General features: G+C 71.6%; 11 protein-coding genes. 3 read left to right on the forward strand and 8 right to left on the reverse strand.

Translation table 11 applies throughout. From position 1 onward, the window contains the following. Window positions 1–8 precede the first annotated feature (8 nt). The 4 genes from ATL42_RS00135 to ATL42_RS00155 all read right to left on the reverse strand — a co-directional run bounded on the left by ATL42_RS00135 (window position 9) and on the right by ATL42_RS00155 (window position 7,823). Window positions 9–2,033, reverse strand: a complete 2,025-nt coding sequence (locus ATL42_RS00135; protein ID WP_245861879.1) for a TPM domain-containing protein — start codon at window positions 2,031–2,033, stop codon at window positions 9–11. A gap of 151 nt (window positions 2,034–2,184) precedes the next feature. After that, window positions 2,185–3,879 carry a DNA repair helicase XPB gene (locus ATL42_RS00140; protein WP_098453612.1) on the reverse strand — a complete coding sequence of 565 codons (1,695 nt, stop codon included), beginning with the start codon at window positions 3,877–3,879 and terminating at the stop codon, window positions 2,185–2,187. 70 nt (window positions 3,880–3,949) lie between these two features. Then, window positions 3,950–6,382 carry a helicase-associated domain-containing protein gene (locus ATL42_RS00145; RefSeq protein WP_098453613.1) on the reverse strand — a complete coding sequence of 811 codons (2,433 nt, stop codon included), beginning with the start codon at window positions 6,380–6,382 and terminating at the stop codon, window positions 3,950–3,952. A 418-nt stretch (window positions 6,383–6,800) separates the two neighbouring features. Then, window positions 6,801–7,823: a hypothetical protein gene (locus tag ATL42_RS00155; RefSeq protein WP_098453614.1), complete on the reverse strand. Its 1,023-nt coding sequence runs from the start codon at window positions 7,821–7,823 to the stop codon at window positions 6,801–6,803. Window positions 7,824–8,487: 664 nt separating this feature from the next. Between ATL42_RS00155 and ATL42_RS00165 the strand changes: the two genes are divergently transcribed. From ATL42_RS00165 to ATL42_RS00175, 3 genes are read left to right on the forward strand one after another with little or no spacing between them, the layout of a single operon-like run. Further along, on the forward strand, window positions 8,488–8,871 hold the full coding sequence (locus ATL42_RS00165; protein WP_098453615.1) for a cold-shock protein: 384 nt from the start codon (window positions 8,488–8,490) through the stop codon (window positions 8,869–8,871). Window positions 8,872–8,878: 7 nt separating this feature from the next. Next, the gene (locus ATL42_RS00170; protein ID WP_098453616.1) at window positions 8,879–9,871 is read left to right on the forward strand and encodes a DUF3027 domain-containing protein; all 993 of its coding nucleotides are present in this window, start codon (window positions 8,879–8,881) and stop codon (window positions 9,869–9,871) included. Continuing rightward, window positions 9,868–13,191: a sacsin N-terminal ATP-binding-like domain-containing protein gene (locus tag ATL42_RS00175; RefSeq protein ID WP_098453617.1), complete on the forward strand. Its 3,324-nt coding sequence runs from the start codon at window positions 9,868–9,870 to the stop codon at window positions 13,189–13,191. The genes ATL42_RS00170 and ATL42_RS00175 overlap by 4 nt, the downstream gene beginning before the upstream one ends. Before the next feature lie 35 nt (window positions 13,192–13,226). On the opposite strand, the gene ATL42_RS00180 is transcribed toward ATL42_RS00175, so the two are convergent. From ATL42_RS00180 to flgK, 4 genes are all read right to left on the reverse strand, one after another. Then, complete coding sequence (locus ATL42_RS00180) at window positions 13,227–14,396, reverse strand: EAL and HDOD domain-containing protein (protein ID WP_098453618.1); 1,170 nt, start codon at window positions 14,394–14,396, stop codon at window positions 13,227–13,229. Between the two features lie 165 nt (window positions 14,397–14,561). Continuing rightward, window positions 14,562–14,948 carry a flagellar assembly protein FliW gene (locus tag ATL42_RS00185; protein ID WP_098453619.1) on the reverse strand — a complete coding sequence of 129 codons (387 nt, stop codon included), beginning with the start codon at window positions 14,946–14,948 and terminating at the stop codon, window positions 14,562–14,564. Further along, window positions 14,945–15,853, reverse strand: coding sequence for a flagellar hook-associated protein FlgL (gene flgL, locus ATL42_RS00190; RefSeq protein ID WP_098453620.1), 909 nt, complete (start codon window positions 15,851–15,853; stop codon window positions 14,945–14,947). Before flgL ends, ATL42_RS00185 begins: the two co-directional genes overlap by 4 nt. Continuing rightward, the gene (gene flgK / locus ATL42_RS00195; protein WP_098453621.1) at window positions 15,850–17,268 is read right to left on the reverse strand and encodes a flagellar hook-associated protein FlgK; all 1,419 of its coding nucleotides are present in this window, start codon (window positions 17,266–17,268) and stop codon (window positions 15,850–15,852) included. Before flgK ends, flgL begins: the two co-directional genes overlap by 4 nt. Window positions 17,269–17,273: the final 5 nt, after the last annotated feature.

Consider the following 17,273-nt stretch of genomic DNA (forward strand, 5'->3'; position numbering starts at 1 on the left):
GGCGGACGCTAGAAGCGTCCCCCTCGTCCGCGGCTCCCGCCGCCCCGACCGCCACCGCCGCCACGACCGCCTCCGCCACCGCCGCTGAAGCCGCCACCGCCACCGCGGCCACCGCCGCTGAAGCCGCCACCGCGCCCGCCACCGAAGCCACCGCCGCCGAAGCCGCCGCCGCCACGCAGGAGCGAGTCGATGAGGATACCGCCGAGGACCATCCCGCCCACGTTGCCGCCGCCCCGTCCACCGACGCCTCCGCTCCCGCCGAAGCCTCGTTGCTGGTCTTCCCACCGGCTGACGTCGGCCTGAGCGAGCTGCTGCGCCGAGACGACCATCTGCTCCGCCAGGCGTGCCTGCTCGAGCGCGGCCGTCGCGTCGACGGGGCCGAGCGCGCGGGCCTCGCCGAGCAGCCGGACTGCCTCGGAGAGCCGCGTGCGTGCTTCCGGCCCGACGGCTCCCTTGCGCGTCGAGATGAAGCTGTCCACAGCGCGGACCTGGGACTCGACGCGCCCGAGCGTCTCGCGCAGCAGCGCCGCCGCTCGGTCCTGGCGCTCTGCGTCCTCCCGAGCGGGGGCGAGCGCTGCGTCGAGGCTGGCCTCCGCCGCGGTGAGGTCACGGATCGCAGCCAGGGCGTCGCCGCCCGCGCGCGCTGCCTGCGCGGCGGACACAGCAGCCTCGGCACGCGACGCGGCAGCCCCGACAGCGGGGTCGTCTGCGCCGATGGTGCGGGCGTCCACGAGGTCGGACTGGATCGAGACGAGCGCTCCGTCGAGCCGCGAGCTTGCGAGCGCGAGATCCTCGTCGGCGCTGGCGACCGCGTCGAGCAGCACGCTGGCCTGCGCTGCTGCGTGGGTGGCGGCACGGGCGTGGGCCACCGCTGTCCCACGGTCGCCTGCTGCGACGCTCGCCTCGCCGGCCCGGACCGACTCCGCAGCCGCGTCGAGAAGCTGCTCAGCCTGGTCGGCGTTGAGCGAGACCGACGCGAGGGCCGACGCAGGATGGGTGACCGCGAGCGTCGTGAGGGTGGCGCGGGCCGGGGCGAGGCGAGCGCGGAGCGTCGTCGCGCGCTCGGTGGTCTCGGCGAGGACCTGCGGGACCCTGGCCTCGAGGTCGCGGAGCTCGTCGAACGTCTTCGCGTCGGCAGCGAGCGACTCGGAGGCATCGGCGCACAGGCCGATGATCTCCGCCATGATCTCTCGTGCCTGCGGTTCGGTCTCGGGGGTCGAGTCGTCCAGCTGCTGGCGGAGCGTGAAGGCGCGGGTGACCTTCGACTTCGCGTCGGCGAGCGTCCGGGTGAACGCGGCCGTCGCCGCGTCACCGAACTGTGCCTGCGCGAACCCCAGCTCCTGCTCGGACGTCTTGAGCTCGTCGTCGATCGCGACGAGGGCCCCGCTGGCGCGCTGGTTGAGATCGGTGGTGGACAGCTTCGAGAGCTCGTCCCGCGGGCCTGTGCCCGACGCGGTCGCTCTGCCGCGACGCTTGCTCGCCATCCAGGCCAGCGCGAGCAGGAGCGCGATGAGGACGAGCCCGCCCACGAAGAGCCAGGTCACGAGGCTGCCTGACGCACCGCCGTTCACGTCGGCACTTAGGACGCTCACCGCAGCGCTCACCGAACCGGCCCAGTCGTCGTCTGCGAGCTCGTCTTCGATCGCTGCGGCGAGGTCGTCGTACTGCGCGTCCGTGATGGGCGCGTCGAGGGAGATCGCCAGGCCGTACTGGCGCTCGTCGATCGCGACGGCGAGCAGCGCGTCCTGCGTGCCCATGCCGGACAGGCTGTACGTCTCTTGTGCCCAGTCAACGGGGTCCTCTCCGTCGAACTCGTCGACGAACACGACGAAGAGCTGCATGTCCGTCTCGTCGCGGAGCTGGTCGAGGTCCGCCTGCACCGCCGCTGTGTCGCTGCCGAGGACGTCCGCCTCGTCGGTGATGTCCGCCGGCACGTTCATCGGGTCGGATGCGCTCGCCGGCGACGCGACGAGCCCGCCGAGGGCGAGAAACATCACGACCAGCAGCGTGCGCACCGCGTGACGGGACGTCACGCCCCGACGGAGGGACGGTTCGGACAGCTGAGACGACGACCTGGTGACCACACTGCGATCCTTGACCAAGCATGGGTAAAGCGCAACGCGGCCTCGTGCCACGAGATCCTCGGGACGGCGTCGCGCACACCGTCCCGAGAGCGCAGCAGGCCTAGGCCTGACCCGCCGGGCCGTCCGCTTCCGCGAGCCCCTCGAGGTCTTCCGCGTCGACGATCCGGTAGGCGTACCCCTGCTCGGCCAGGAACCGCTGCCGGTGCGCTGCGAAGTCTTGGTCGACCGTGTCGCGCGAGACGACGGCGTAGAAGTGCGCCGTGCGCCCGTCGGCCTTCGGCCGCATGACACGACCGAGACGCTGCGCCTCCTCCTGCCGCGATCCGAAGGAACCCGACACCTGGATCGCCACCGACGCCTCAGGCAGGTCGATCGAGAAGTTCGCGACCTTGCTCACGACGAGCTTGGTGATCTCCCCGGTGCGGAACGCCTCGAAGAGCCGCTGGCGCTCGCGCACCGTCGTCGCGCCCGTGATGACCGGCGCACCGAGATGCTCGCCGAGCTCTTCGAGCTGGTCGAGATACTGACCGATGACGAGGGTGGGCTCGCCTTCGTGCTTCGCGACCAGCTGCTCGACGATCCGCATCTTGCCCGGAGCGCAGGCTGCCAGGCGGTACTTGTCTTCTGGCTCGGCCGTCGCGTAGAGCATGCGGTCACGCTCCGGCATCGTGTGCCTGACCTCGACGCAGTCCGCAGGCGCGATGTAGCCCTGCGCCTCGATGTCCTTCCACGGCGCGTCGTAGCGCTTCGGGCCGATGAGCGAGAAGACCTCGTCCTCGCGGCCGTCCTCGCGGACGAGCGTCGCGGTCAGCCCGAGGCGGCGCCGGGCCTGCAGGTTCGCCGTCATGCGGAAGATCGGCGCCGGCAGCAGGTGGACCTCGTCGTAGATGACCAGGCCCCAGTCGCGCGCGTCGAGCAGCTCGAGGTGCGTGTACACGCCCTTGCGCTTCGTCGTGAGCACCTGATAGGTGGCGATCGTCACCGGCCGGACGTCCTTGCGGGCACCGGAGTACTCGCCGATCTCCTCGTCCGTGAGCGTCGTGCGACGCAAGAGCTCGTCTCGCCACTGGCGGGCGCTGACGGTGTTCGTCACGAGGATGAGCGTCGTCGTGCCCGACTTCGCCATGGCACCCGCACCGACGATCGTCTTGCCGGCCCCGCACGGCAGCACGACGACGCCGCTGCCGCCGTGCCAGAAGCCGTCGATGGCGTGCCGCTGGTACGGCCGCATCTCCCACGGCTTGTCGTCTTTCGCCGGGTCCGTCGGAGACAGGTCGATGGCGTGCTTCTCACCGTCGACGTAGCCCGCGAGGTCCTCGGCGGGCCAGCCGAGCTTGAGCAGGACCTGCTTGACGTTGCCGCGCTCGGACGGATGGACGACGACGGTGTCCTCGTCGAGCCGGTCTCCGAAGAGGCCGGCCGTCCGCTTGGACTTCATCACCTCGGCGAGAACCGCACGGTCCGTCGCCTGGAGCACGAGGCCGTGGACCGGGTGCGTCGTGAGCTGGAGCCTGCCATAGCGGGACATCGTCTCCGCGACGTCGACGAGCAGAGCGTGAGGGACCGTGTACCGGCTGAACTCCAGCAGCACCGCGACCACCTGCTCCGCGTCGTGCCCAGCAGCCCGCGCGTTCCACAGGCCCAGCGGCGTGAGGCGGTAGGTGTGCATGTGCTCCGGGGCGCGCTCGAGCTCCGCGAAGGGAGCGATCGCGCGTCGGGCAGCGTCCGCCCGCGGGTGGTCTACCTCGAGGAGAAGGGTCTTGTCGCTCTGGACGATCAGTGGTCCGTCGGTCATCCGGGACTCCTTCGCTGTCTGCTGTGTGCTCGTGTGCGTTCGCTGGGTCGTGCGCGGGGGCTGTCCTGACTCAGGTCTCGACCGGGACGAGCTCGACGCTGATGATCCGGTGGACAGCGACCGTGAGCTCAGACTCACGCGCCACGTCGACAGCGCGCAGACGACCCGCGTCCACCCGCAGCGGCCGCACCCGGCGACGCTGGTGCTCGCCGACCGGCCCCGTCATGTCGAGCCACACCTCACGACCGTCCGCTGCCGCCTCGCGCAACATCCCCAACGCCACGACCGGCTCCGTTGTTCCGGGCAGCGCGCTCCCGCGCACCGAGTCCCGGTGGCGGTACTCGCCCGCACCCCGGGCACGGCCCGTGCCAGGGTCGTCCGACGGACCGTCCGACGCCGAGCCCTCGTCGACCCGAGGCTGCGCGCCCGCCGCGGGGGTGTCCCGCCGCAGGGCAGCGACCAGGGTCGCGAGCCTGGCTGCACGGTCGTCGCGCCCGGTCCGTGCCACAGCTGAACGGTCCGGCAGCCGCACACCAGGACGTGCGCCCGGCCCAGACCCCGGACGCCGGCTGCGTCGTGCAGGCACACGCACCCGTGGGGTCCGACGGTCCGCGAGGACGATCTGGCCGTCCGGTCCCTCCATCGCCGGCGCCATCCCGCGCTCTCGCAGCGCCGCGAGCAGCTGACCGATCGGCGCCGTCGCCGCGAGCACCGTCGGCGCGATCCGGAACAACCCCAGCGGCCGCAGACGCTGGTCGTCGATGAGCCCCGCGAGCAGCGTCGGGTCCTCCACGCGCACATAGCTCGACGCGACACCGAGCCGCACCTGACCATGCCGACGCGCAGCATCACGCACGAGGTACTCGAGCGGTTGCGGCACCGGGGTGCGCGAGTGCAGCGCGAGCTCGGCGAGAAACTCCTCGCCCGTGCGGCCCGCGTCGAGCGACCGGGTGACCGACGTCGGCGTGAACCGGACGGTGATCGCCGCACCACGAGACTCGACGTCGGCAGAGTCCGCGAGCAGGGCCTCGAGCGCAGGCGACGGGCGGCCCGGCACCACACCGGTCAGGTCGCCCTGGAGCAGGATCTCGTCGACGGCCTCCGGGAGCAGCTCCGTCAGGCACGTCGTCAGCCGGACGACCACACCGTCGTCCGGGACGGTCTGACGCGGGACGTCCGCGAGAACGGCGCCACCCGGAGCCAGGGCGCCCGCCCCCGTCACGCCGAGCATCTCCGCCTCGCCCAGGAGCGCGGCGACAGCATCGATCGGCGGTACCGACCTGGGCGTCCGCCAGCGCAGCACCGCCAGGACGTCGTCAGGCGAGAGCGGCGTGAGCGGTGCCTCCGCGAGAACGTCCAGCACCTCACCGCGCAACCGCGGCACCCACGCTCGGTGCAGCTCGGGCTCGAGAGCGTTGCGCAGTGCCCCGCGCTCGTCCCGGCTCCCGACGAGCCACGGAGCACGAGCCGTCGCGAACCACGCCGTGACGAGCGCCGCCCACCGCGACGGGACGTCCGCAGCCAACCAGTCGTCCGCATCGAGCGTGGGAGAGTACGACGCCGGGTCGTCACCGTCGTCGACGACGAGGCCAGCGACCAGCGCGAGCTCGGTGACGAGAGCCGCCGTCCGGTCGTTCACCTCGAGGCGGGCCGCCAGCCTCCGCAGGTCTCGCACACCCAGGCCGCCCGACTTGAGCACGGACGGCGGTGCCACCTGCCACGTGCTGATGAGCTCGGCGAGGAGGCGGACCGCCTCCTGGGCAGCACGCACCGACTCCGCCGCGACAGTCTCTGGCGCTCGCTGTGAAGGACCAGCGGCAGCCTCCGACGGTGCCCGGGAGAGCCGTTGGTGCGTCCTGCCGCCACGCAGCGCCATCGCGACACGGCGCGGAAGCACCACGTGCTGGGCGTCCGCCTGCTTGACGAACCCGTTCTGCACGAGCCATCGCGTCGGAGCCGCCGCCGGTGCGCCAGCCACCGTCGGGATCCGGCCGATCGGCGGGCCCCACGTGAGCGCGGAGAGGATGCTGCGCGCACCGGGCGGGGCGTCCTTGAGCAGGTCCGGGTCGGGAACGGCGTCCTGTGTCCGGCCGATCGGGCCGAGCCCGCCCGGGTACGCGTCCTGGACCTCGTCGACGCCGGGCGCCGGGCGCAGCGCTGTGCCGTCGGGCGACCAGACGAGCGCCATCTCGTCCAAGGTCGTGAGGATGGCGCGGACCGCTGCAGCATCGTCGTCGTGCGCGGTCCCGGTGATCGCCGCGACGACGCGGTCGGCCGTGATGTGCTCGCCGAGGCTCTCGAGCACGGTGACAGACTCGAGGACCTCGAGGTGAGCCGCGTCGAGCGCGTTCGTCGCGCGCTGGAGGCTCGCGCGGCTCGTCGCGCGCGCAGCGAGAGACAGCAGCGTCGCAGGCGACGGAGATGCAAGATCGGGGCGGTGGGTGAGCAACGCGACGAGGTGCTCGTCGCTCCGAGCACGGATCGAATCGCTGAACGTGGCCATCCGCACAATTTTACGCGCCAGGTTGCCACGCACCGCACGCTCCCGCGGCTGACCGGCAGCGATTTCGCCCGCTTCCGCCCGCTCTCACCAAGGCCCCGACGGCCCTCCGCGTGCCGGCCGTGGAACCTGTGCCGGTCGCGGTAGCTGCCCCGATCGTGCAGGCTGCACCGATCGTGCTGGCCGCGCCGATCGTGCAGGCCGCGCAGGCCCTGCTGGCCGCACTGGCCCTGCTGGCCCTGCTGGCTGCGCTGGCCCCGTCGGTCCCGCTGGCTGCGTCGGCCCCGCTGGCCGCGCCGGTCCCGGTGGTCGGCGAGCTCGGGCATCTGTCTCGATCTCGGGCTGTTGATCGCCCGAGATCGAGACAGATGCCCGAGGTCGACTCGGGCGTTTGGCGTCGTTGTCAGCCACCTCGGGTTCGTCAGAAGCCCTGGAGGAGGTGTGGGGCCGGACGCAGGGGGCACTGCGCGCCGACGGGCAGGAGCCGCTGCACGCGCTCGCGGAGGCTGTTCGACGGCTGCACGTCTTCTCGGGTGGCGCGCACCACGCGCCACCCGGCCTCGACGATCGCGTCGTGGCGCCGTTTCTCCTCGAAGATCACCCGCCCGGGATCGCCAGCAGCGAGGGTCGTGTACTTGACGAGGCCGTCGAACTCGACAGCAACCTTCCAGTCCTCCCACCCGAGATCGGTGCGGAACGCCCCCAGACGTGTGACGACACGAACCTGGGTGCTCGGTCTCGGGAGGCCTGCGCCCACGAGCACGAGGCGCGTCGCAGACTCCCAGGGCGACTCGGCGCCGCCGTCCGCGAGATCGATGACCGCACGAGCGATCCGGACGCCCCGGGCAGGCCCCAGGTCCTGCAGCCGTGCGCGCAAGGAGTCCGGATCGACGCCACGTCTGAGCGCAGCGTCAGCGACGACGAGTCCGGAGACCGCGCTGGACGATCGTGCGCAGTCCACCACAGTCCGCTCCAACGACGTGACCCGGAGCCCGGAGCGCACGACGACGTCCGATGCATCGAGCACCCCAGAGCTGCGCGACACGTCCTGAGACGCGTGGCCCGAGCGCAGCGAAGGGTGGTGGACGTGGACCCGATCGGGGGAGCGCCACAGCGGCAGGCCCCAGATCAGCGCCGCGGACTCGTGAGTGAACGTCACGGCCGGGGACAGCTGGCGTGCGACCGCGGCGATCCTCGCGAGCTCCCTGGTCTGCGGCGCCGCGTCGGGCAGGAGAGAAGCTGTGGCGACGTAGGCCCCGCGCCGGACTCGCGTCCACGCTCCAGACGTGACCTGGGCCTGGACGAGCTGTGGTGACAGCTCGCGGGCGAGGAAGACGGTGGGCAGAAGAGCGACGGTGGGCAGACGGACGGTGGGCAGCGGGGGAGCGCCCCGCTCGAGAGGGGGCGGTGGGTGGCGCAGCGTGGTCGCGGTCTGAGGTGCCATGCCACCAGCAGACGATGTCGCGCAAGCCTGCAGGTCGTGACCTGGCTCAGGTGTGGACCGACCGTCAGCGCCATGCCTTGTGGGCAGCTCTCAGCCAGCAGGGCTCCTGTGTCGGCCAGCACCACCCTGAGCGCTGAGGCTAGAAGACCTAGCTCCGCAGGCTCTGCTGCGCTGGCCTGCTCCGCCTGCTCCGCCAGCACGTCAGCCAGCCCGCCCGCCAGCAAGCGAGCCAGTCAGCCAGCCAGTCAGCCGGGCCGGGCTGGGCCGGGCCGGGCTGGGCTGGGCCGGGCTGGGCCGGGCTGGGCCGGGCTGGGCCGGGCCGGGCTGGGCCTGGCTGGGCAGGCCCGGCTGCGCCAGTTGCCGCCGAGCTCGGGCAGATGTTTCGAGCTCGGGCGGTTCAACGCCCGAGCTCGAGACAGATGCCCGAGCTCGGGGAGGCTGCTTCTGCTTTCGCTTTCGCTTTCGCTTCCGCTTCTGTCAGCCGGGTGGCGACCCGGAGGGATGCGGAGGGCGCGCGGTGGGTGAAACTGGTGTGCCGGGGGTGTGCGTTAGGCGGGTGGTCGTCGTGGACCGATAATGGGAAGGACTCACTGCCGCGCTCCGGAACCATGCGCAGCCCGGTATCCTGTGAGGTCACATCCCGACGAGCACTCCGAGGTTTCACGTGCCCACCGGCAAGGTCAAGTTCTTCGATGCCGAACGCGGCTTCGGTTTCATCGCCAGCGAAGACGGCGAGCAGGTTTTCCTGCACGCCTCCGCGCTGCCCGAGGGCATCACCGCCCCCAAGCCCGGAGCCCGGGTGGAGTTCGGCGTAGCCGACGGTCGTAAGGGCCCCCAGGCCCTGTCCGTCAAGATGCTCGACCCTGTGCCGTCGGTTGCCAAGGCGCAGCGCAAGCCCGCCGAGGACATGTCGATCATCATCGAGGACGTCATCAAGCTCCTCGACGGTGTCGGCAACTCCTTGCGACGCGGGCGATACCCGGACAAGGCGGCCGCCTCCAAGGTCGCCACGGTTCTGCGCGCCATCGCGGACGACATCGAGGCCTAAGAAACACATGCCTGCACCTACATCTACCCCCACCAAGACACGAACGTCCCGGCCGAAGCCTGACGCGGTGCTCCTCGCCGCCGTCGACCTCGCGCTCGCTGCGGCACGTGCCGGTGCCGAGCACGTCGACGACGTCGGCGAGCACCTCGGCGCAACCACCGACGCCGAGCGCTTCGTCTCCCACCGCTTCGCGTGCACGATGCGCGGCTACCGCGGATGGCGCTGGACCGTCACGGTCGCTCGCGCCCCGCGCGCCAAGATCGCCACGGTCTGCGAGGTCGAGCTCCTCCCCGGCGACGGCGCGATCCTCGCGCCCGACTGGTTGCCGTGGTCCGAGCGTCTTCGCCCGGGCGACATCGGCCCCGGCGACGTCCTGCCCTTCCACCACGACGACCCACGGCTCGTTCCCGGCTACACGCCGACAGGTGACGACGACGAAGACCGCGTCGCTATCGAGGAGCTTGCGCTCGCCCGCGTACGTGTCCTGGCGCCCGAAGGTCGCGACGAAGCCGCGCAACGCTGGTACGAGGGCATCCGTGGGCCGACGGCACCCGGCGCCATCCAGTCGGCCGCAGGCTGTGGCTCCTGCGGTTTCATCGTCCCGCTCCAGGGTGCGCTCGGACAGGTCTTCGGCGTCTGCGCCAACGCTTGGTCGGACGCCGACGGACGAGTCGTGTCCCTCGACTACGGGTGCGGCGCGCACTCCGAGACCGAGGTCGCGACCCACCCGACCGACTGGCCCGCACCCGACCCGATCATCAACGAGATGACCCTCGAGACCGTGTCGATGCCTGGTGACCCAGCATCCGAAGACCACGAGCCGTCGGCATCCACCGACGGTGCCTCGGCGACCGACAGTGCGTCGGTCACTGACAACGCCTCCGCCACTGACAGTGCGCCCAGCACTGACAGCGCGTCGGCCACCGACACCGTGTCGGCCACCGACACCGCGTCCGTCTCCGAGAGCGCGTCCGATGTGGAGCCGGCCCCCGAGCCGTGACCACCGATCGCGTCGGGCAGGCGGACGATCCGTTCGGCACCGCGGAGCTGCGCTCCGCGGTGCTCGCCGCCTGGGAGCGGTCGCCTGCTCGTTTCCGTGAGGACGCGAACACGGAAGAGGATCACGGTCGCGGGTACTACCGCGACCGGGTCGTCGTCGAGCTCGCGCAGAACGCGGCCGACGCCGCCGCGCGCCTCGGCGAGCCTGGGCGGCTCCTCCTTCGCCTGACCGACGACGGCGCTGGCGGTGCGACGCTCCTCGCCGCGAACACCGGGGAAGCGCTCGCCGCCTCCGGGGTGGCGTCGCTCGCGTCCCTGCGTGCCTCAGCGAAACGGCCCAGCGCACCCGGCGACGCTCGCGCGCCTGGCAGCGGCCAGGACACATCTGTCGAGCGACCCCGGCTGGTGGGCAGGTTCGGCGTCGGCTTCGCCGCCGTCCGGTCGGTCTCCGACGATGTCAGCGTGGTCTCCGCCGGGGGCGGCGTCCGGTTCTCGGTCGAGGGGTCGAGGGCAGTGCTCGCCGGAGCGGTCGCTCGGTCGTCCGGGCTCCGCACCGAGGTGGAGGCCCGGGGAGGATCGCTGCCCGTGCTGCGGCTGCCGACGCCTCTCGGCGCAGGCATCACCACCCCGACAGTCACTATCCCCACAGCCACCCCTGCGACGGCGTACGCTGCGACCACCACGACCCCGGCAGTCCCCGCGGGCTACACGACCGCGGTCGTCTTGCGGCTGCGCGACGCGGCCGCGCTGGCGGCGGTCCGAGCCCAGCTCGCGCTCCTGGACGACGCCCTCCTGCTCGCTCTCCCGTCGCTGGGCGAGATCCGTGTCGAGACCGACGGGGACGTCAGGGTCCTCGCTGACGTCGTGAGCCGGTGGATCGCGGTCACGCGGACGGGAGCCGTGCCGTCTGCGCTCCTCGCTGATCGCCCGGTCGAGGAACGCTCAGCGGCGTCGTGGTCCGTCACGTGGGCGGTCCGGTGTGACGGCGGCGGCCGAGGACGGCTCGCCGACGACGGCGTGGTGCACGCACCGACCCCGACAGACGAGCCGCTCACGGTCCCGGCCCTGCTCGTCGCGTCCTTCCCGCTCGATCCGTCGCGTCGCCACGTGGCGCCCGGTGCGCTGGCGGACCTCGTGGCGAGCGAGGCCGGCCGTGCGCTCGCTGACCTGGCGCTCCTGGTCCCGCAGCCGCTCGAGCTCGTACCGACCGGCCTGCCCGGAGGCCGGCTCGACGCCGAGCTCCGCGAGGCCGCCCTGACGGCGCTGCGGGCCGCACCGATCCTCGCCGGGCGGTTGGCGTCCGGCACGGTGCTCATCGACGGGGACGTCGGTGACGCTCTCGTCGACGCGCTGAGCGTCACCGGCCTCGGGGTGGTCTCGGTGCCGGCGAAGCACCGCGCGGCCGCACGGCTCCTCGGCGCGACGACGATGTCTCTCGCCGATGTCGTCGACTCCCTACCAGCAGGCCTGACACCGCCGCAGTGGTGGCATCTCTACGACGCTCTGGCGCCCTACGTCGACGGGGACCGCACCGTCCGTGAGGCGCTCGGTGGGATCCTCGTGCCGCTGGCAGACGGGACGACGACACGTGGACCGCGCGGGCTGGTCGTCGCTGGGCCTGCTGTGGCTGCGCTCGGGCTGCGCGTCGTGCACGCGGGTGCTGCCCATCCGGTCCTCGTGCGCCTGGGCGCCCTGGCGGGCGACGATCCGCAGGTTCTTGCGCTCCCGGCTGTCGAGGCGGTCGCCCGGGACCTTGCGGACGACCTGCTCGACTCGGACGTCGAGGTGGCTGAGGGGTGGCCCGACGACCTCGCTGCGCTCCTTGCGCTGCTCGCTGGTGTCGCGGAGAACCCTGAGCACCGCGAGACCCGCGAGCCGCTCGGCCACGAGGTGCCGTCCTGGGTCGGGTCGTTGCCCCTGCCGGCGGACGACGGGTCGTGGCGGGCTGCTGACGAGCTCGCGCAGCCTGGTTCGTGGGCGGCCGAGCACCTCGATCTTGCGGTCGTCGACGTGCCGGACCGCTGGGCTCCGCTTGCTGCGACGACCGCCCGGATCCTCGGGGTGCGGGAGCACCTGGTCGTGCGGACGGTCGACGAGCACCTCACCGGCCAGGGCGCACGTCTCCGCGGAGACGACGACCGCAGGTCTCGGGACGAGAACCCGGACCAGCAGGTCTCGGGCTGGGACGAGTACGACGACTACCTCACGGCCGTGCTCGGTGCAGACCGACCGGTCGGGGACCTCCGCGTCGTCGCCGACCTCGATGTGGTCCACGACGACGCGTGGGGCGCCGTCGTCGACGTCCTCACGCACGAGCCAGACGCGCGCGCAGCGCTCCTCACCCCGGTCCGTCCTCTCGATGCGCTCGGGAGCGCCCAGGCAGAGCCTCGGCGCGAGGGCTCGGGTTCCGGCGGAGAGGCGCCGACCGCGGTCTCCTACACCGCGTGGTGTCTGCGTGACGTGCTGCGCGCCCCGTTCGCTGCGCCGGCTGCCGCGTCGCGGGCCGACGGTGTGCAGCGGGCCGACGGAGTTCACGGTGCCGGCGCGGACGCGGGGCTGGGCGTCGTGCTGCCGGCCGCCCCCGCTGAGCTTGCCGGCGTCGTGGACGACCGCGTCCTCGAGGCGCTCGGTGCGATCCGCGACGTGACCGACCTGGAGACGTTCCTCTCCGTCGCGGACCCTGCGGGCTGGGACGCGTTCTGGTCGGGGCTGCCCGAGGTGGGCGCCCCGGTCACGATGCCCGTCGCGCGTGCTGTGTGGTCGGCGCTCGCGACGGCGGCCGCGGCCGGGCTCGAGCTCGATCCGCTCCCCGGACGGGTCGTGGCGCTCCAGGGCGGTGTCCCACGGGTGGTCGCCGCGGACGATGTCGTCGTCGCGGGGGAGCCTATGTGGGCTCAGCTGCGGGCTGTCGTCCCGGTCGCGGACCCGGTGTCGATCGACGAGGTCGCCGACGCCCTGGACGCTGCTGTCGCTGATGCGTCCGTCGTCGCGGTCCGTGCGAGCGAGGACACCGACGAGCGCTCGGTGCCCGAGCGGCTCGCACTCGTGGTGGGACGCACCAGCGACACCTTTCCGGCGACGTGGACGATCCATGACGAGCTCGTGGTCGACGGCACAGCGGTCGAGTGGTGGGTCACGACGGATGGTGGCGTGCACGTCGCGGCGTCCGAGATCCCCGAGGTCGCGGCAGCGCGCGGCCTCGCCCAGGCCGCCGGGCTGTGGGCGTCGCGCCACGCGATCGAGATCGTCCTGCGTGACGCAGGCCGGGCAGCGGAGATCACTGCCGAGAACGCCTGGGACCGGACCGCCGTGTCGCGGTGACCGGACCGGGCGCCTCGACGGAGGCGCCCGGCGGGTCAGAGGTTGAGCTGGCGGACCGTGTCGAGCGCCCAGGGGAGGGCGGTGAGGTATGCCTCGGAGACCTGCTCCGGCGTCCACGACGTCTCGGTGATGCTCTGGATGTCCCCGTGCTCGTGAGCGACGACCGCGCGGAGCGTGGCGCCGAGCTCACCCTCGTAGCTCGAGAGCGCCGCAGCGACCTCGGCCGACACGAGGGTCTTCTCGATGAGGATGTCGATGGGGATGCCGGTCTCTTCGGCGAACGCTGAGAGGAGCCCCACCGTGTAGCCGGTGTCGTCTCCGATGAGCTCGCGGCAGGCCGCGGCACGTGCGAGGAGGAACCACAGCGCGTCCATCTGCTGGACGCGCGAGCTGATGAGTGACGCCATGACGAGCGTGGTGAGGCGGGTCGGTCCGAGCATGACGATCGACCGGTGCAACGAGTCGACGCGCTGGGGCAGCCCGACGGCGACGGAGTTGACGAGGTGGAGCACCCGCACAGCCATCTCGGGGTCGCTCCCGAGGACTGCTGCGATCCTCGCCGTGTCGACCTCGTCCTGGGCGAGCAGCCGGACGACCTCGAGGCACTGGATCTCGCCCGGCGCGAGGCTGCGCTGAGCTGCGGGGCGCTCGTGCTGGTAGATCGAACCCATGATGTAGTCGACGCCGAGCGTCCATGCCTTGGCCGGGCCGGACTTGCCGCGGACGTTCTCCGCGATGACGCTGATCCCGGCGTTGTGCGCGATCTCGATGAGGCCGGGGAGCGCGAGCGCCGGGTTGGAGATGTCGATCATGACGTGCGTGACGAACGGCAAGAGAGCGCGCTGGCCCGGGGTGCCCTCGAAGTTGACGAGGATGGTCGGGACCTTGTGCTCGGAGAGGGCGATGACGTGCTCTGCTCCGTCGGCCCGCAGGGTCGCGTTCGGGTGGATGAGCAGGCCGAGGCCGCCGGACGCAGGAGGCAGCGACTGGGTGCCGTCGAGCATCTCGGCCGTGCCCCAGATGAACGCCGGGCGGTCGGCGATGTACTTCTCGAGGTCGAGCGACTCGTACGCCTCGTGCAGCAGCGCGCTGAGGTCGGCGGGTGTGCGCCCAGCGGCGTTCGTGATCGGGAGCGCGTACGCGAGGACACGGCGCTGACGGTCGACGATCGCGAGGCGGCTGAACGCGGGCGCAGCGGTGGACACCGCCGAGGACGGGCCTCCAGGTGCGCGGCTGGCGTCGGGCTGGGGGGCGCGCGGTGCGCTGGGGGAAGAGCCGTCGGTGACGGCGACTGCGAGCTGGCGAGTTCCATGAGGTTCCTCAGGTGGTATGCCGCGTGGGGGCGTGGCGGCGGCGTGCAGATGGGGGCGTCAGGCTGCCACGAGCGGTGCGCGCAGGGGCCACGGCGCTCCGTCGAGGATGACTTGCAGAGCGTCCCCGGTCTCTGTGTTCAGGACGATGGGTGCGAGGAGGTTCGCGGTCGTCGGTGCTTGCTCGGAGCCGGGGGTCACGATGACGAGCACAGCGCACCGGTCGTCGTCGCTGGTCAGTCCGAGCGAGGCGAGGGCCTCGCCGGCGATCGCTGGCGCGTACTCCGCGAAGTACGGGCCTGGCTGGACCATGAACAGGCGCGGTGCGCCGTCGGCGCCGGCGCGCAGCGTGAAGAGCAGCCCGGCGTCGTCGAGCGGTGTGAGGACGTAGTCCTTCGAGCCAGGAAGGCCGGCGAGCGACTCGAGGAAGTGCACCGAGGAGATCACTGGAGGTAGTCCATGAGGCTCGGCTGGAGCACACGCGCGGCAGCGCCGAGGGCGGCCTTGTAGCCGACCTCCTGCATCTGCAGCTCGATGATCGTCTGGGCGAGGTCGATGTCCTCGACACCGGAGAGGTCGCTCGCGAGGGTCATGGACTGGTTCGACAGCGTGTCTTGCGCCGCTGTGAGCTGGTTGGTCCGTGCTCCGACGCTCGAGCCGACGCTCAGCATGGACTGGATGCGTGAGTCGATCTCGGTCAGTCGCGTGGACACGTTCACTCCTGGGTTGCGCAGATCGGCGGCGATGTTGGTGAGGAGGGAGAAGACGGACGCTGCGCCGTCGCCGAACACGGCTGCGCCGTCGGCGTCGACGCGGACGGTGGTGTTCTCCCCGACCCGGCGCTCGACGGTCCCGTGCACGGTCGCAGCGGTGTAGGAGACGTCGCCTGTCACAGGGTCGGTCGCTGTGGTGAAGGCGCTCCCGTTGGCTGTCCCGGCGAAGACGGAGCGGCCGATGTACGTGGTGTTCGCCTGCCCGAGCAGCGCGTCCCGGATGCCTTCGATCTCGACAGCGAGCGCGTCGCGACCAGCAGCCCCGATCGCACCGGTGTTGGCGCCCTGGACCGTGAGGTCGCGTGCTCGTTGCATGAAGTCGACCGACGACTGGATCGCGCTGTCGACGGTGTTGAGCCAGCTGACGCCGTCCTGGGCGTTGCGGGCGTACTGCTCGGTGGCGCGCTGCTCTTTGCGCAGCGCCATCGCCTCAGCAGCCTTGGCTGGGTCGTCGGAGGCCTTGTTGATGAGCTTTCCGCTCGAGGCCTGCGACTGGAGGTCTGACATCTTTGCCAGGTTGGCCTGCATGTTCGCGAGCGACATGCGCTGCGTGGACTGGTGCGTGACGCGCGTGATCATCGTCCAACGACTCCCGTTCGGTTGATGAGCTGGTCGAGCATCTCGTCGATGGCGGTCATGACGCGTGCAGCGCCCTGATACGAGCGCTGGAAGGCGAGCATGTTCACGCTCTCCTCATCGAGGTCGACGCTGGTCTGTGCGAGCTGGAGGTTGTCGGCGGTGGCGCGTGCGCTCTCGGCGACGACGGCGCTCTGTGTCGCGGCCTTGGACTTCACACCGATGGCGACGACGAACGAGGACCATGCTTCGTCGGGGCTGCCGGCAGCGCTGCCGATCTGGGAGATCGCGTCGGCGATCGAGCCGTCCGCGCCGCCCTGACCAGGATTGATCTCGGAGGGGTCGGTGATGGCGACAGCGAGCGTGAGCGCAGCCGGCCCGGTGGCCGAGATGGTGAAGATGGGGCCGCCCGTGGATCCGTCGGCGCGGGCGGACTCGTGGATCGTGTTGACGCTCGTCGCGACCTTGGTCGCGAGGGCGTTGTACGAGGCGGCGGCCTCGGCGAGGAGTCCGCCTGTCCCTTGGCTGTCGGCTGGGGCGAGGACGCTGAGCACACCGGCGAGCTCTCCGCCGCCGAGGGCCGCCGTGGTCCCGGCGGGGACGCGGTCCCAGACGACCCGGACTGCGTCCGTGCCCGTTGCTCCCGTCACGGTGGTGCCACCGGCGACGGCGAGCTTCTGGGCCCGGATCCCGGAGACGATGGAGTTGCCGCCGATGTTCACGTCGGCGGTGCCGTCGGGGTACTCCCGGACGGTGGCCCCAGCGAGGGACGCGAGCGAGGTCGTCAGGACGTTGCGCTGGTCGATGAGCTCGTTGGCGTTGCCGCCGGAGACGGTGATGGACCGGATCTTCTCGTTGAGCTCTGCGACGGAGGCAGCGGTCGTGTTGATCTCTGAGACGAGGGTGTCGGCCTTGGCGCGCGTCTGGTCCCACTGGGTAGAGACGGCGCTGTAGCCCGTCGAGATCGCGCGCTGGACGGAGTTCGCGCTCTCGATGAGCACCTGCCCGGCGGCGGCGCTCGTCGGGTTGTTCGACACGTCTTGCCACGTCGCCCAGAAGTCGTCGAGCTCTGCGGCGATGCCGTTGGTGCCAGGCTCCGCGATGGTCGACTCTAGGCGGGTGTATGCCTCAGAGCGCGCTGCGAGGAACGCAGCGGACGACGTCGTGGTGCGGACGCGAGCGTCGAGGAACAGGTCGCCGAGACGGCTGATGCCGCTGACCTGGACGCCGTTGCCGACCGAGCTGCCTTGCGAGAACATCGTCGCGCTCTGGCCGGATCCGACAGACTGGAGCTCGGCGCGCTGGCGGGTGTAGCCCACCGTGTTGGAGTTGGCGATGTTCTGCCCTGCGACCTCGAGCGCCTGGCGCTGTGCGGTCAGGGCCGTGAGCGCGGTGGACAGTCCGGAGAAGGTGCTCATGTGGT

Source organism: Sanguibacter antarcticus (genome assembly GCF_002564005.1).
In the GTDB taxonomy this organism is placed as follows: domain Bacteria; phylum Actinomycetota; class Actinomycetes; order Actinomycetales; family Cellulomonadaceae; genus Sanguibacter; species Sanguibacter antarcticus.

What these genes read in the sequence shown, in the direction of transcription:
- ATL42_RS00145 (WP_098453613.1), bottom strand. Translation starts at nt 6,382, where the DNA reads ATGGCCACGTTCAGCGATTCGATCCGTGCTCGGAGCGACGAGCACCTC.
- ATL42_RS00170 (WP_098453616.1), top strand. Translation starts at nt 8,879, where the DNA reads ATGCCTGCACCTACATCTACCCCCACCAAGACACGAACGTCCCGGCCG.
- ATL42_RS00155 (WP_098453614.1), bottom strand. Translation starts at nt 7,823, where the DNA reads ATGGCACCTCAGACCGCGACCACGCTGCGCCACCCACCGCCCCCTCTC.
- flgK (WP_098453621.1), bottom strand. Translation starts at nt 17,268, where the DNA reads ATGAGCACCTTCTCCGGACTGTCCACCGCGCTCACGGCCCTGACCGCA.
- flgL (WP_098453620.1), bottom strand. Translation starts at nt 15,853, where the DNA reads ATGATCACGCGCGTCACGCACCAGTCCACGCAGCGCATGTCGCTCGCG.
- ATL42_RS00140 (WP_098453612.1), bottom strand. Translation starts at nt 3,879, where the DNA reads ATGACCGACGGACCACTGATCGTCCAGAGCGACAAGACCCTTCTCCTC.